Origin of the sequence: Ruegeria profundi, from assembly GCF_001507545.1 — a bacterium.
GTDB classification, from domain to species: Bacteria; Pseudomonadota; Alphaproteobacteria; order Rhodobacterales; family Rhodobacteraceae; genus Ruegeria; species Ruegeria profundi.
On sequence record NZ_LQBP01000002.1, the window covers coordinates 383,634 to 397,389 of the forward strand.

At 57.3% G+C, this 13,756-nt stretch carries 13 protein-coding genes; 9 read left to right on the forward strand and 4 right to left on the reverse strand.

The window, feature by feature from the left end:
- The first annotated feature begins 3 nt into the window (after positions 1 to 3).
- Genes AVO44_RS05245 through AVO44_RS05260 form a run of 4 tightly spaced genes read left to right on the forward strand, consistent with a single transcriptional unit; the run spans position 4 to position 4,272 of the window.
- Positions 4 to 897 carry a 2-dehydro-3-deoxygalactonokinase gene (locus AVO44_RS05245; RefSeq protein WP_068333581.1) on the forward strand — a complete coding sequence of 298 codons (894 nt, stop codon included), beginning with the start codon at positions 4 to 6 and terminating at the stop codon, positions 895 to 897.
- A complete protein-coding gene (locus AVO44_RS05250) occupies positions 894 to 1,499 on the forward strand; it encodes a 2-dehydro-3-deoxy-6-phosphogalactonate aldolase (protein ID WP_068333584.1) in 606 nt (201 codons plus the stop codon). The genes AVO44_RS05245 and AVO44_RS05250 overlap by 4 nt, the downstream gene beginning before the upstream one ends.
- A complete protein-coding gene (locus tag AVO44_RS05255; protein ID WP_068333587.1) occupies positions 1,496 to 2,356 on the forward strand; it encodes an SMP-30/gluconolactonase/LRE family protein in 861 nt (286 codons plus the stop codon). Before AVO44_RS05250 ends, AVO44_RS05255 begins: the two co-directional genes overlap by 4 nt.
- Positions 2,353 to 4,272 (forward strand): beta-galactosidase, encoded by a 1,920-nt coding sequence (locus AVO44_RS05260; RefSeq protein ID WP_068333590.1) that lies wholly within the window; start codon positions 2,353 to 2,355, stop codon positions 4,270 to 4,272. The genes AVO44_RS05255 and AVO44_RS05260 overlap by 4 nt, the downstream gene beginning before the upstream one ends.
- 39 nt (positions 4,273 to 4,311) lie before the next feature.
- On the opposite strand, the gene AVO44_RS05265 is transcribed toward AVO44_RS05260, so the two are convergent.
- The 4 genes from AVO44_RS05265 to AVO44_RS05280 all read right to left on the reverse strand — a co-directional run bounded on the left by AVO44_RS05265 (position 4,312) and on the right by AVO44_RS05280 (position 8,857).
- Entirely contained in the window at positions 4,312 to 5,571 is a 1,260-nt protein-coding gene (locus AVO44_RS05265; RefSeq protein ID WP_068333592.1) for an ABC transporter permease, read from the reverse strand.
- Positions 5,568 to 6,488 (reverse strand): ABC transporter permease, encoded by a 921-nt coding sequence (locus tag AVO44_RS05270; protein WP_068333595.1) that lies wholly within the window; start codon positions 6,486 to 6,488, stop codon positions 5,568 to 5,570. The genes AVO44_RS05265 and AVO44_RS05270 overlap by 4 nt, the downstream gene beginning before the upstream one ends.
- Positions 6,489 to 6,501: 13 nt before the next feature.
- Complete coding sequence (locus AVO44_RS05275) at positions 6,502 to 7,614, reverse strand: ABC transporter ATP-binding protein (RefSeq protein WP_068333597.1); 1,113 nt, start codon at positions 7,612 to 7,614, stop codon at positions 6,502 to 6,504.
- A gap of 118 nt (positions 7,615 to 7,732) precedes the next feature.
- Positions 7,733 to 8,857 carry an extracellular solute-binding protein gene (locus AVO44_RS05280; RefSeq protein ID WP_068333600.1) on the reverse strand — a complete coding sequence of 375 codons (1,125 nt, stop codon included), beginning with the start codon at positions 8,855 to 8,857 and terminating at the stop codon, positions 7,733 to 7,735.
- A 399-nt stretch (positions 8,858 to 9,256) separates the two neighbouring features.
- Between AVO44_RS05280 and AVO44_RS05285 the strand changes: the two genes are divergently transcribed.
- The 5 genes from AVO44_RS05285 (at position 9,257) to AVO44_RS05305 (ending at position 13,753) form a co-directional block, all read left to right on the forward strand.
- Positions 9,257 to 11,245, forward strand: coding sequence for a family 1 glycosylhydrolase (locus AVO44_RS05285; protein WP_068333603.1), 1,989 nt, complete (start codon positions 9,257 to 9,259; stop codon positions 11,243 to 11,245).
- 39 nt (positions 11,246 to 11,284) lie between these two features.
- Positions 11,285 to 12,211 (forward strand): carbohydrate kinase family protein, encoded by a 927-nt coding sequence (locus AVO44_RS05290; RefSeq protein ID WP_068334050.1) that lies wholly within the window; start codon positions 11,285 to 11,287, stop codon positions 12,209 to 12,211.
- Positions 12,212 to 12,227: 16 nt separating this feature from the next.
- Positions 12,228 to 12,899 carry a D-lyxose/D-mannose family sugar isomerase gene (locus tag AVO44_RS05295; protein WP_068333606.1) on the forward strand — a complete coding sequence of 224 codons (672 nt, stop codon included), beginning with the start codon at positions 12,228 to 12,230 and terminating at the stop codon, positions 12,897 to 12,899.
- A 113-nt stretch (positions 12,900 to 13,012) separates the two neighbouring features.
- A complete protein-coding gene (locus tag AVO44_RS05300) occupies positions 13,013 to 13,276 on the forward strand; it encodes a hypothetical protein (RefSeq protein WP_068333609.1) in 264 nt (87 codons plus the stop codon).
- Between the two features lie 3 nt (positions 13,277 to 13,279).
- Complete coding sequence (locus AVO44_RS05305; RefSeq protein ID WP_068333613.1) at positions 13,280 to 13,753, forward strand: phage holin family protein; 474 nt, start codon at positions 13,280 to 13,282, stop codon at positions 13,751 to 13,753.
- The last annotated feature ends 3 nt before the right edge of the window (positions 13,754 to 13,756 follow it).

Below are 13,756 nucleotides of genomic sequence, written 5' to 3' on the forward strand. Positions count from 1 at the left end.
GACATGAATTCTGAATGGATCGCTGTCGATTGGGGAACGTCGCATCTTCGCGTCTGGGCGATGCGGGGCGATACCGTGGTTGATCAGGCTCAGTCTGACAAAGGCATGGCCCGCGTCGACAGGGATGAGTTTCAGGCCGCCTTGTTGGAACTGATCGAAGGCTGGTTGGGGGCTGAACCCGTAGATGTGATCGCATGTGGAATGGTGGGCGCGCGGCAAGGTTGGGTCGAGGCACCATATTCGGCCGTTCCCTGCGCCCCCACGCCCGTCACCCCAATTCGCGTTCCCAACACTGACGCGCGCATTCGCGCCTTTGTTGTGCCCGGTTTGAAGCAGACCTCTCCACCAGATGTCATGCGGGGCGAAGAAACCCAGATCGCGGGATTTCTGGCCAGTCGCCCAAACTGGGACGGTGTGATTTGCCTGCCCGGAACCCATAGCAAGTGGGTTCAAGTCAGCGCAGGAGAAGTCGTCAGTTTCCGTACCTTCATGACCGGAGAGATGTTCAACCTTCTCAGTGGCCATTCAGTGCTGAAACACTCAGTCGGCACTGGTTGGGACGATGCAGCCTTTGTCGATGCCATGGCTGACACGTTGTCAAAACCGGAACAGCTGGCGGCGCGGCTGTTTGGCTTGCGCGCCGCCGATCTGCTTCAGGGACAAGATGGTAGTATCGCCCGGGCGCAACTTTCGGGCTTTCTGATTGGCGCTGAACTGGCAGCAACCCGGCCCTATTGGCTAGGTCAGCGATTGGCGATCATTGGGGCTACTGGTCTCTCTGAGACCTACGCCAAGGCCTTAAAAACTCAAGGCGCCTTTGTGGAAACCGCAGACAGCACTGAATGCACATTGGCCGGCCTTCTGCTGGCTCGCAACCTGACGAGGCAAACCGCATGAACCGTCCCCTCATTGCCATCCTGCGGGGCCTGACACCGTCGGCTGCATTGGCCACCGGGCAAGCCTTGATCAACGCCGGGATCGACAAGATCGAAGTCCCGCTGAACTCGCCCGATCCGCTGGACTCTATTGGCCGTCTGGTCGAGGAATTCGGCGACCGTGCCTTGATTGGCGCAGGCACCGTTCTGACGCCGGGGCAAGTGGACGACGTCGCCAGGGTTGGCGGTAAACTGATCGTATCGCCGAATTGCGACCCCGAGGTGATTTCACACACTCACAGGCTGGGCTTGGAAAGCTGGCCCGGCATCTTCACACCGACTGAGGCTTTCGCCGCCCTCAAGGCTGGAGCTTCCGGGCTGAAACTGTTTCCCGGCGCGCTGGCCGGTCCGGCAGGTCTGTCGGCACTGCGCCCTGTGCTGCCCAAGGGTACGCTTGTTTATGCTGTGGGCGGCGCGGGACCTGAAAACTTTGGCCAGTGGATCGCAGCCAGCGCAGATGGGTTCGGCATCGGATCGGCCCTGTATAAACCCGGCATGACTGTATCTGAGGTCGCAGCCAAGGCGGCACAGATCGTCGCAGCCTATGATGAGGCCGCAGGATGAGCACCATCTTCGACAACCGCCCTTGCGAGTTGGGCGAAGGTCCTTTGTGGCATCCCGAACGCCAACAGATTTTCTGGTTCGATATCATCGGTAAAACTCTGATGACGCAAAAGAGCGGCGAACCACGCGACTGGCAGTTTGACGAACATGTCTCAGCCGCTGGGTGGGTCGACCGGGAAACGCTGCTGATAGCTTCTGAAACGGGTTTGTGGCGTTTCAGCCTCAAGACTGGTCAAAAAGACCTTGTCACGCGTCTTGAGGCAGAGAACCCGATTACCCGCTCGAACGACGGGCGCACTGACCCCTGGGGGGGGTTCTGGATCGGAACGATGGGCAAAGCAGCGGAGCCCCACGCCGGTGCGATCTATCGGTATTGGCAGGGCGAATTGCGGCAGGTGGTGCCGAACGTCACGATCCCGAACGCGATCTGTTTTGCGCCGGACCGCTCCTGCGCTTACTATACCGATACTGTGACAAAACAGGTCATGCGCCGGCCTCTGAACCCGGAAACCGGCTGGCCCGAAGAAGACGGATCAGTGTTTCTGGATTTTCGGGTCGATGGCCTGAATCCCGACGGTGCCGTGGTCGATGCCGAAGGGAACATTTGGATCGCGCAATGGGGTGCAAGCCGCGTAGCAGCCTATACACCATCCGGGCAATTTATAACGGCCAAGACTTTTGATGCCGCGCATACGTCGTGCCCTGCCTTCGGCGGTGACGATCTGACCACGCTTTTCTGCACGTCGGCCCGCGAAGGGTTGCACGCTGAAACACTTGCGCAACAACCTACCAACGGCATGACCTTTTCCGCTTCTGACGCAGGTAAAGGGCTGCCCGAATACAGAGTCCTTTTATGAAACCTGAACTTGGCGTTTGCTACTATCCCGAACACTGGCCCGAAGAGATGTGGGCCAAAGACGCCACCCGCATGGTAGAAACCGGGCTGACCTGGGTACGCATCGGTGAGTTTGCGTGGAGCCGGATGGAACCAACCCCGGGCGATTTGCGCTTTGACTGGCTGGACCGCGCGATCGAGGTCTTGGGATCCGCAGGGCTCAAGGTTGTTCTGGGAACACCCACGGCGACCCCACCGCGCTGGATGCTTAAGAAACACCCCGATATGCTGGCTGTTGACGCACAGGGACAGCCACGCAAATTCGGCTCGCGCAGGCATTACTGTTTTAGCCATCAGGGCTATATCCAAGAATGCGCCCGGATCGCCCGGATCATGGGTGAGCGTTATGGCCGCAATCCGCATGTGGCGGCTTGGCAGATCGACAACGAATATGGCTGCCACGACACAACGATCAGCTACAGCCAAGCCGCCCTGCGCGCATTTCAACATTGGCTAGAGGCCCAATACGGCTCGGTCGACGCATTGAACACGGCTTGGGGCAACGTGTTCTGGTCGATGGAATACGGCAGTTTCGACCAGATCGACCTGCCCAACTTGACCGTGACCGAACCAAACCCAGCACATGTTCTGGCGTTCCGGCGGTTCAGCTCGGATCAGGTGGCGATCTTTAACAAAGCGCAGGTTGACGTACTGCGGCCTCTGACGGACGCGCCGCTTTTGCACAACTATATGGGCCGGATACTGGATTTCGACCATTTCAAAGTGGGCGAAGACTTGGATATCGCCACTTGGGACAGCTATCCGATCGGGTTTCTTTCAGACCGGCTTGAGGTGGACGAGGCGCATAAAACTGCGTTTCTGCAACAGGGCGATCCGGACATGCAGGCCTTTCACCACGATCTTTACCGCGCCGTGGGGCGCGGCCGCTGGTGGGTGATGGAACAACAACCCGGCCCGGTAAACTGGGCACCGTTCAATCCCGCTCCACTGCCCGGTATGGTGCGACTTTGGTCGCTTGAGGCCGTCGCGCACGGGGCCGAGGTGGTCAGCTATTTCCGCTGGCGGCAGGCACCGTTTGCACAAGAACAAATGCATGCCGGACTTTTGACGCCAAACGACAAACCCGCCCCCGCCTTGTCCGAAGTGCGGCAGACAGCCGATGATCTGGCGCAATTGGGCACGGTCACGCAGACCCGGGCCGACGTGGCCATTCTGTTCGATTACGCCTCGGATTGGGCGTGGCAGACACAACCGCAGGGGGCGGGGTTCAACTATTTCCGGCTGGTTTTCTCAGCCTATCGCGCGTTGCGGCGGGCGGGTCTTTCAGTGGACTTCCTATCCACACGAGATATCCCGGAACCCGGATACAAGCTTATATTTGCTCCGGGGCTCGCGACGCTGGACAGCGACCTGGAACACCGCCTTCTACAGGGCTGCGATCTGGCAATTCTTGGCCCTCGTAGTGGCGCGATTACGCGAGACTTCCAAATCCCAAAGGCAGGGCGTCCGGGTCTGTCAGGGCTGAGTTGCGATGTTGATCTTGTCGAAACCTTGCCCCCAAACGTGCATCGAACTGTCGACGGAGGTGGTGCCGCCCGGCATTGGATTGACCGTTTGTCCGGCACTGCGCCTGACTTGTTGACGTTTACCGATGGCACGCCAGCACTAAAAGGGACTGATGGGCTTTGGTATCTTGCAGGTTTTCCTGATGAACACCTGTGGGTTTGGGTCGTCGAGATGGCTGCAGCCAAGGTCAAATTGGACATCCACCCCCTGCCCGAAGGGTTGCGGCGGCGCGAGACGGATCAGTATGTATTCCTGACGAACTACACCGCCGCGCCAATCAATTGGAACAACCACGATATTGCGCCCTGTGATGTCGTTATCCTGAAAAAGAACGCGCCCCGGAAAGGTTAGATTTCCGGGCGCGCATCTTTTGAGTTTCGAACGGTTCCGTCAGTCATTTTGCAGGCTGTTCGGATCAAAGGCGCCGCCGAACCCGTCGTTGCTGGATGGCGGCGTCTCGGACTGAGGTTGTGTTTCCTCACTGTCGCCGCCCAAGGTGTTTGGAGCGAATACATTGCCAAAACCGCTGTTGTTCGACGGCCTTGGCGCGGATTGCGCGCCACCCTGCTCGGCCTCTTCCGCCTCGCGTTGTTTGCGCTGTTCCTCGCGCTGCTGGCGCAGTTCCTGAATGCGTTGTTCCGCCTCAAGCCGCTTCTGTTCGCGGACATTGGCGACGCATTGAGCCGGGTCATAGGCGGTCGCAGTGCCGACAACCGTGATCGTTGCAACGGCGAAGATAACAACCAATACCGCGGCCGCATTGCCGGCAAAAAAGCTGGGAAGCTTGATTTTGCCTGCCAGTTCCTCAACCGTCGCGTTCTTACGTACTGCTGCAACCAGTTCCTGACGCTTCAGTTTGGCCTCGTTCAACAGGGCAAAGAACACAGTCAATGCCACGATGATAAAGGCCAGTGCCGAGATCGAAGGTGTGATGCCATAGCGCACCTTTTGCGCCAGTTCGATGGTCAGCGTCGGATACTCACCAAATGTAAAGGTGGTTGTGTTGTAGTTCTCGAACGAGGCGAGGAAGGCCAGAACCGCTGCCGAAGCGATAGCGGGCCGCATAAACGGCAGAAGGATCTTCCGGAATGCCTGCGCATGGGTTGCGCCAAGGTCAAGCGCTGCTTCGGTCAGCGCCACGTCATAGCGTTGCAGACGCGCCACCAAAACCAGCATGCAATAACTGGCGATAAAGGTGGATTGGCCAATCACCGTCAGGAATACGCCGTTCGACAACACACTGTCTGCGCCCAGCCCCAGCATGCGGTTGATCCGATCCCAAAACACCAGTGTCGAGATACCCAGAACCACGCCGGGTATCAGGATCGGCGCGATGATGACCGTGTAGTATGTGGCCCGCAGTTTGGGCCAGATCTGCGTCAGCATCAGCGCCCCCGCCAGACCCATCGCCACTGACAGAACCACCGTCCCGGCACCAATGATCAACGAGTTTTTGATACCATTCAGAATGCGCTGATCCCGAAACAATTCATCAAACCACTGGAAAGTCAGGCACTCCCACGGCGACATCCTTGGAAAGGCCGATGAGTTGAATGCCGTAACGGACATGATCACAAGCGGGCCTAACAGGTACAAGAAAAAGATAACGAGGTAGGCCCAGATGCTGACACGAAGGAAGGACCCGCTCATTTCCCGATATCCCCCATGTTCACCTTGAACAGGCGCATCACGGCCAGAACGAACAGGATACAGGTCACCAGAAGAACGATCGCGTAGGCCGCGCCTTGCGGCCAGTCATTGTTATCATTGAACTGTTGATAGATCAGTTGCGTGAACCACAACGACGAGGGCCCGCCCAAAATCTGCGGTGCGGCCAGCGCTCCGGCGCTGAGCATGAACACCATCGTACAGCCTGAACTGATCCCCGGCTTGGCATACGGAATGACTACCCGCCAGTGAATCCGCCACCATGGGGCGCCCAGGTCCCGCGCGGCCTCAATCTGGTTATGATCCAGGCTTTCGATCACGTTGTAGATCGGGAAGATCATCAGCAGGATATACGCGTATCCCAGACCCGCGTAGAGCGCGATATCGTTGCGGATAAAGTCGAACGGCGTATCGAAAATCCCCAACCCAACAAACAGGGTATTCAACACGCCGGTCTCGCCAAAAATGATCCGCAATGCGAAGGCGCGCAGGATTTCGTTGATCCAATAGGGGATGATCAACATGATCGCGAAGATGCGGATATGGCTGCCCTTTGATTGCCCAAGATAGTAGGCGATTGGATAGCAAATGATCAGGTTGAAGATCGTCACGCAAACAGCTGCAATCAAGGTTCGGAAAAAGACCCTGAGATCAACGGCGTTATAGTCCTGACTGCCGCCTTCGGGGCCGTAGATCAGGTATTTGTAATTCTCTAGCGTATAAACGTCCTTTGGCCCGCCTATCTCTGGCGGTGGAAGGTTGGGACGGAACGAGAAGTCCAGCATCGACAGTTGCGGCAATATGATCAGGCCGATGGTCCAGAACAGGACCAAACCCAGGATCGCCAGCCCCATGCCGGTGCCGTTCCGATTGAAAAACTCTTTCAGAAATTTGGGCATCCGTCAGTCCCTCTTATTCCGCGGCCAGCTCACCCGCTGGAACCAGAACCGCATTTTGGGTCTCGTATTCCAGCGTGATGCTTTGCCCGGTATGGTCCTGGAATGACTGGCCGTGGTTCGGAATTGACACCTTGATTTCCTTGCCACCGTCACCTTGGGTGAAGATGTTGAAGACGTTGCCCTCGAACTCTTCGTGTTTGACGCGCGCCGTTACATAGTGATCTCCGGTCGCGCCATCAGGAGCGATTGCCAATGCCTCAGGGCGGATGAACAGCATTGCATCGTCGCCCTCTTTCATCTTGCCTTGATTGGCTGTCGAAATCCGCGCCACCAAATCGCCCGAGCGGTTGGTCGCGATCATCGCCTCAGTGCCCATGACTTGTTTGATCTTGCCCCGAAACACATTGTTTTCGCCCACGAACGATGCCGCAAAGGCCGTGTTCGGGTCATTGTAGATAGTCTTTCCTGTCGCGATCTGATCAATCACCCCGTCCCGCATAACGGCAATATTGTCCGACATGGTCAACGCCTCACCCTGATCATGTGTGATGTAGATAAAGGTGATGCCAACGCGCTGTTGTATCTCGCGCAGTTCAGTCCGCATATGCTGGCGCAGCTTGAGATCAAGCGCCGAAAGCGGTTCGTCCAGTAACAGCACATCGGGTTCTGCGCATAAGGCACGGGCAATGGCCACGCGCTGACGCTGCCCGCCCGAAAGCTCACTGGGTAGCTTGTCGCCCTGCCCCGGCAGCGCGATCATGTCCAACAGCTCATCCGCACGCTTGCGGCGTTGCGCGGCACTGGCTCCTTTGATCTCCATCGAGAAGGTGATGTTTTCCCAAACTTTCATCAGCGGGAATAGCGCGAGATTCTGGAAGATCAGTGCAGTCGGCCGCTTGTTAGGCCCGATGCCCAGCATGTCTTTGCCACCGATCAGAACCCGCCCCTCGCTGGGATCCAGAAAGCCGGAAACAGCGCGTAGGATCGTTGTCTTGCCACATCCCGAGGGTCCGAGAAACGAAAAGAAATCCCCGCCGTTTATATTCACATTGGCATCCCTCACAGCGACGAAATCGCCGAAACGAATCCACAGGTTTTCCAGATCTACACCGACCCCTGCACTCATAGTTGGTATCTCCGTCTGGTGCGATGGCGGACCGCACCGAAATGGTATCCGTCACGCCGAAACGGCGCGCAGGTGAAATACCCCCCGCGCCGCGGCGGAGGGCATCGTCGCAAAGCGATCAGGCGCTTTTGAATTTGTTGACGAACTCGGTCCGGGTTTCAGCATACCAAGGTGCTTCTGCCGGCCACGGGTTGAGGTTGGCCAGTGAGTCGCCCGGATACGCTTCGGCAAAATTCTTTTTATAGGTGTCGCCGGAATACTGATCAGCCCCCAGAACTGGCGAGTTGTATCCGTGGCTGTCAATCGCCACGCCAGCAGGTTTCGCCTGATACGCGAAGTCAATGAAGGCATAGACTTGATCGATATTCGTAGCACCGGTTGGCATCGCCATACCGTCGACCCACGCCATCGCGCCCTCAATCGGCGCCTGGTAGTGTACCGGCTCGCCAGCGGATTTCAGCGCCAGTGGCGGTCCGTCCCATGTCTGGCCAACCACAACGCCTTCGTTCAGCAATCCGTTTTTCTGGGTGTCAGCATCGTTCCAGATCAACTTGATCCGATCTTTGCGTGCCACGCACCAATCGGTGATCTGGCTCCAGACCGTGCGCATAGTTTCTTCGTCGTTATACGCGGCCCAGACAGAGCCTGGCTCCATCTCGCCCGAACGCTCCATAAATAGTCCCGCACCCAGCATCATCGAGTGTGCACGGCCCATGGTTTTTCCGGCGTTTTCTTCAGACCAGACGTCACCATAAGACGGTGCATCACCTGCCGGCAGCCACAGGTCGGTCCGATATGCTATGCCTTCGGTACCCCAGATATGCGGCAGCCAGTGCACGCCGCTATCGGCAAAGTTCCAGGCATCCGTACCAATCGCGGCCATCGCCGGGTTTACCAGATCAATCGGAACTTTGCTCATGTCGAACGGCTGAAGAAGTTCCAGCGGCTCCCATTGAAGCGAGCGGTTGTTGGTGGGCGAGACGATGTCAAAACCCTGACCGCCTGTGGCCTTCATCTTGTTAATGATTTCTTCGTTCGAACCGATGCCAGTGTAGTTCACCTTAATTCCAGTTAGAGTCTCGAACTCTTCGATGAATGACGGCGGCAGGTAGTCCGACCACATCAGAATGTTGATCTCACCCGAGGAGGCCAACGCAGATTTACTGTAAAGCGGCGCGGCCAAAGCAGCCGCACCAGCCCCTTTCAAAACCGAGCGTCTGGAAATAGTTTTCCGGTAAGTCATTTTTACATCTCCCGTGATTTGGACTCTGTTGGATTTTTTTATTGTTTGCACGCTAGAGCTTTGTGCCCGCCCTGTCAGCGCAAAAGTGACAGTTATCAGTTTCGATAGGTCCAGTTTGTTGCCGCACCCGTCAAAACCTATGCAAATTCAGTGCTCCGCTTGGCTGCGGTCAATGGGGCTAAACCTGCGCGGCCCAAACCCATGCAGATAAAATATGGAAAACGTCGAATGCGTCCATTGCCAAGATTTCTTTCCGCCCGCGTTGTCTTGCGCAGTACTTTTACCGGTAAAAAAGTCACTGAAAACGTCACTCAACTCGCATATGGTATCGCTAACGGCTAGAATGCAGCAACCTGACCTGCTAAGTGCCAGATCGACCGGTCCAAACAGGTTCTGACGATGAAATACAACCGTTCTGATTTCCCTTCGGATTTCCTTTTTGGTGTCGCATCCTCTGGCGAACAGGATTTCGAACTGGTGCAACGTACCGGGTTTGACTGTTGTTCGTTCCAGATTGACTGGGTTCGTGTCCTGCCCGACGGGCGTGGCACGGTGAAAGAGGCTGGACTGGACGTGTACGACCGCCTGACCGATGCGCTGTTGGCGCGTGGAATTCGCCCCTGCGCTACGCTCCATCACGGGGAACTGCCAGCGGTGTTAATGGATATGGGCGGGTGGCGTAACCGCGATGTCGCCGGGTGGTTCGCAGACTTTACCGACTTGGTCATGAGTCGGATTGGCGATCGGATTTTCAGCGTCGCGCCTATTAGTTTCCCGTCGCATGCAGTAGGAGCCCATAGTGGCGAAAGCCATGCGCCCGGTCAACAAGACGCCCGCTCCGCCACCCGCACGATGCATCACATGATGCTGGCACATGGCAATGCCATCAACGCGATGCGTGGACTTGGCATGACCAATCTTGGGGCTGAAGTCGGCAATCCAATCAATGACAATCGGCCGTTGTGGGATTGCATATTCAAAAAGGCCTATCCAGATACCTTGCTAAAGCGTTTAGAACCCCACCTGCCCGTCGGGTGGCAAGACGACTTGGGCATAATTGGTGCCGCGTTAGACTGGTGCGCGCTCGGCTACACCGTGCACGATCAGGTCAAACCAGCCGACCTGGAGTGTGTCCAACAGGACTATACTCGTGATCTGCCGGTCTACGTTTTTGATAATCGCACAGCCAACTCATTGCACCTGCAGCATGACGATTGGACTCGCGACGTTGACCTTCACCTGACGGCAGTGCACGACGCACTGGAGAAGGGTGTTCCGATCAAGGGATACTTTGCACGCGCCGTGCCCGACATTGACAAGGCTGGGCCTCATAACTTTGCTCCAATGCTGAAAACCGTTCTGGCAGGTGGCTCTGTGTCATTGCCTTTGGCGCAGCCTGTTGGCGCTATGCATGCGCATTGGAACCTTGTGGCCGATATCGGCGGCACCAATACGCGGCTGGGTGTGGTCTCGGACGGCAAGGTGACAGACCTGCGCAAATTCCCGACCGGAACTCTGCCCGAGTTACTGGAGGCCTTTCAGATCCTGCGCGATGAGATTGGCACCAATCCGCGCGCCGTCGTTGCCGCAGGTGCTGGGCCGGTAAAAGACGGGACGATCAGCCTGACGAATGCAAAGCTCGACCTGTCCGAGGCTGATATCGGCAAGGCTACCGGCGCGCAGCATACATTTGTGATCAATGACTTCACCGCAGCCGCTTGGTCGGTGGCCGAGATCACCGGTGATGATGTCGAGGTGTTGCAAGGTGCCCCGACCCCACCCCAAGGCACCCGTCTGGTTGTGGGTCCAGGTACCGGCCTTGGTGTTGGCGCGCTGGTATTCTCCGAAGGCCGCTACCACACCGCCTCTGGCGAAGGTGGCCATGTCGGATTGGCACCCCGTCATGAAGATGAGGTCGAAATATTCCGCGCCGCTCGCCACATCGCGCCAGATTGTTTTTTTGACGACACTTTGGTGATCGAGGCAGAGATGTTCCTAAGCGGTACGGGTCTGCCGATTCTGTACCGGGCTGCCGGTATCGCCGCAGGACATCCAAACACTCCAATGCGCAGCGCCAAGGACATTTTGCAGGATGCCCGCATGCAGACCGATCCAATCGCCGAAAAGGCAGCATATATGTTCACCACCCACCTGGGCGCGGTGATGGGAGACCTTGCCGTGGCCTTGATGCCGACGGGTGGCGTCTTCCTTGTGGGCGGTGTTGCTGAAAAAAACCGTTGGTTGTTCAAGGATACGTTCCGTGAAGCGTTTAATGCGGGTGGTCGTTTCACGGGATTGCGGCGGTCGATGAACTTATACGTATCGGAACAGGATGAATTTGGCATTGTTGGCGCTAACAACTTCTGCAAAAGTGCGCTTGAACGCTAGAATGACCCCATGCACCAATTTAAGCAGAAAGGACCCGGCATGATCCTGTGCTGCGGCGAAGCCCTGATCGATATGATCGCCACGCCGACCGTTTCGGGCGGTGACGGGTTCGTGCCCCATTCCGGCGGCGCTGTTTTCAACACGGCCATTGCACTGGGGCGATTGGGGTCTTCGGTTGGAATGTTGACTGGTCTCTCGTCCGATATGTTCGGGGACCAATTGGCACGCGCATTGAAAGACAGCCATGTAGATACAAGTCATGTGATCCGATCGGATCGGCCCACCACACTGGCTTTTGTGCAGCTGAAGGACGGGCACGCCACCTACAGTTTCATGGACGAGAATTCTGCCGGGCGCATGCTCACCCCCGAGGATATGCCCGTTCAACTGCCCGCCATATCGGCCTTGTACTTCGGCGGGATCAGCCTGGCGTGCGAACCCTGCGCCGATGCTTATGCCGCGTTGATGAACCAGCATGCGGCGGATCGGGCCGTTATGATAGATCCAAATATCCGCCCTGATTTCATCAAGGATCAAACCCGTTATCGCAGCCGTCTGAATCGCATGATTGCTCAGGCCGACATCGTCAAGGTCTCGGACGAAGATCTGGATTGGATTGTTCCCGGCCCGGAAAGCACGGACGAGAAAGTGCCGCTGCTGTTACAGGCTGGCCCGGCCATAGTCATCGTGACGCGCGGCAGTGACGGCGCATCAGGCTATCTGGCGGACGGTTCCACAACCTCGGTCCCGGTTCAGCCGGTGGATGTTGTCGATACCGTGGGTGCCGGTGACACATTCAACGCCGGGGTCCTTGCCGAACTTGATCGCAGCGGCCATCTGACCAAGACCGCCTTGCGGTCCCTGCCGGCGGAAACGTTGCGCGCCGCGCTTTCCAAGGGCGCAGCCGTCGCCGCCATCACAGTATCCCGCGCCGGGGCGAACCCGCCCTGGGCGCACGAGCTTTGACCGCTGAGAGAGTCCGATGAAACGTTCTGAAATCAATGCCATCAAATCCGAGGCCGAGGCCTTTATCCGCTCATTCGGTGCTGTCCTGCCACCCTTTGCGAACTGGTCCCCCGACCAGATGCGCAGCGATAAGGCCGCCGGTATTCGCGACCGTGGCCTTGGATGGGACATTACCGATTATGGGCAAGGTCGTTTTGACGAACTGGGCCTGTTCCTTTTTACCCTGCGCAACGGCGATGTGAGCGATCTGAACAGTGGCCGGGGTATGCTCTATGCTGAAAAGCTGCTGGTGTCGCGGGACGAACAGTTGTCACCGATGCATCGCCACATCGTAAAGGCCGAGGACATCATCAACCGTGGCGGCGGCGATCTGGTAATGGAGATGTATGCCTCAGACGCTGATGGCGGAGTCGACCGCGACACTCCCGTTATTGTGCCCAGCGATGGTTGTCCGGTGACGATCAAACCCGGTGAATTGCTGCGTCTGAAGCCGGGTGAAAGTGTCACCCTCATGCCCGGCGTTTGGCATGCGTTCTGGGCAGAACAGGGTGATTGCCTGATCGGCGAGGTCTCAACCGTAAATGATGATCGCACCGACAACGTATTTGAAGACCCAATCCCGCGGTTCGCGACAATTGAGGAAGACGTCGCGCCCGATTTCCTTCTGGTGGCAGACTATTTCAGCTAGGGCGTTACGCTTCTTTTCTTAAATCGGAAAAACGCATTATCATGGTTCTCGACAACAGGCTGGGGTCTATGCCCTGGCCCTGAGGGCACACTTGATGTGAGAGGACCGGTTGGATGGTAACGAAAGCCGAACTAGAAGCCGAGGTCGCCGACCTGCGCCGGCAACTGGCTGAGCAGACCGCAGCCACGAAGCAAGCGGCTGCGCCAGAGACGCACGGCTCAATGGCCGACAGGATAGCCGAAAATATCGACGACTGGGCCGGGCAGCTAGAAGAAGCGCTGAATGAACTGGAAGACCTGCCGCAAAAGAGGCCAATCCTGTTTGCCGTTGGTATTTTCGCGATTGGCTATCTGCTGGGCCGGTCCGGTAGGAGCTGAACCATGAGCCGCATTTCCCGTAATATCTCGATCATTCTGCGCGCCGAACGGCTGATAGCCCAACGTCACATCGCCGTGGCCGCACGGCGGACCGGGTTCTTTGCCGCGGCGGGGCTGGCTGTCGGCCTTGCTGTCATCATGCTCAACGTGGCCGGTTTCTTCTGGCTGTCAGCGAGCCTGTCCAAACCATTGGCGGCATTGATCATGGCTGGGGTAAACCTGTTGCTTGCCGTGATATTAGCCCTGTTCGCCAACATGCAAGACGCTCAGGCCGACACGACAGCGGCGGTCGAATTGCGTGATATGGCATTGCAAGACATCGAAACAGAGATCAAGGACACCCTTTCTGACGCTCGCAACACCGTTACGGGTATCCGGCGCGATCCACTTGGTATTTTGACCCCGGATGTCATCAGTGCCGTTTTGGGAATACTGATCAAGTTCGCCAAGCGCAAAAAAGACAAACCCGATCCCTAACGC

Bases quoted from the DNA above. Each gene is read 5' to 3' on its own strand.
- AVO44_RS05245 (WP_068333581.1), top strand. From the start codon at position 4: ATGAATTCTGAATGGATCGCTGTCGATTGGGGAACGTCGCATCTTCGC.
- AVO44_RS05250 (WP_068333584.1), top strand. From the start codon at position 894: ATGAACCGTCCCCTCATTGCCATCCTGCGGGGCCTGACACCGTCGGCT.
- AVO44_RS05255 (WP_068333587.1), top strand. From the start codon at position 1,496: ATGAGCACCATCTTCGACAACCGCCCTTGCGAGTTGGGCGAAGGTCCT.
- AVO44_RS05260 (WP_068333590.1), top strand. From the start codon at position 2,353: ATGAAACCTGAACTTGGCGTTTGCTACTATCCCGAACACTGGCCCGAA.
- AVO44_RS05265 (WP_068333592.1), bottom strand. From the start codon at position 5,571: ATGAGCGGGTCCTTCCTTCGTGTCAGCATCTGGGCCTACCTCGTTATC.
- AVO44_RS05270 (WP_068333595.1), bottom strand. From the start codon at position 6,488: ATGCCCAAATTTCTGAAAGAGTTTTTCAATCGGAACGGCACCGGCATG.
- AVO44_RS05275 (WP_068333597.1), bottom strand. From the start codon at position 7,614: ATGAGTGCAGGGGTCGGTGTAGATCTGGAAAACCTGTGGATTCGTTTC.
- AVO44_RS05280 (WP_068333600.1), bottom strand. From the start codon at position 8,857: ATGACTTACCGGAAAACTATTTCCAGACGCTCGGTTTTGAAAGGGGCT.
- AVO44_RS05285 (WP_068333603.1), top strand. From the start codon at position 9,257: ATGAAATACAACCGTTCTGATTTCCCTTCGGATTTCCTTTTTGGTGTC.
- AVO44_RS05290 (WP_068334050.1), top strand. From the start codon at position 11,285: ATGATCCTGTGCTGCGGCGAAGCCCTGATCGATATGATCGCCACGCCG.
- AVO44_RS05295 (WP_068333606.1), top strand. From the start codon at position 12,228: ATGAAACGTTCTGAAATCAATGCCATCAAATCCGAGGCCGAGGCCTTT.
- AVO44_RS05300 (WP_068333609.1), top strand. From the start codon at position 13,013: ATGGTAACGAAAGCCGAACTAGAAGCCGAGGTCGCCGACCTGCGCCGG.
- AVO44_RS05305 (WP_068333613.1), top strand. From the start codon at position 13,280: ATGAGCCGCATTTCCCGTAATATCTCGATCATTCTGCGCGCCGAACGG.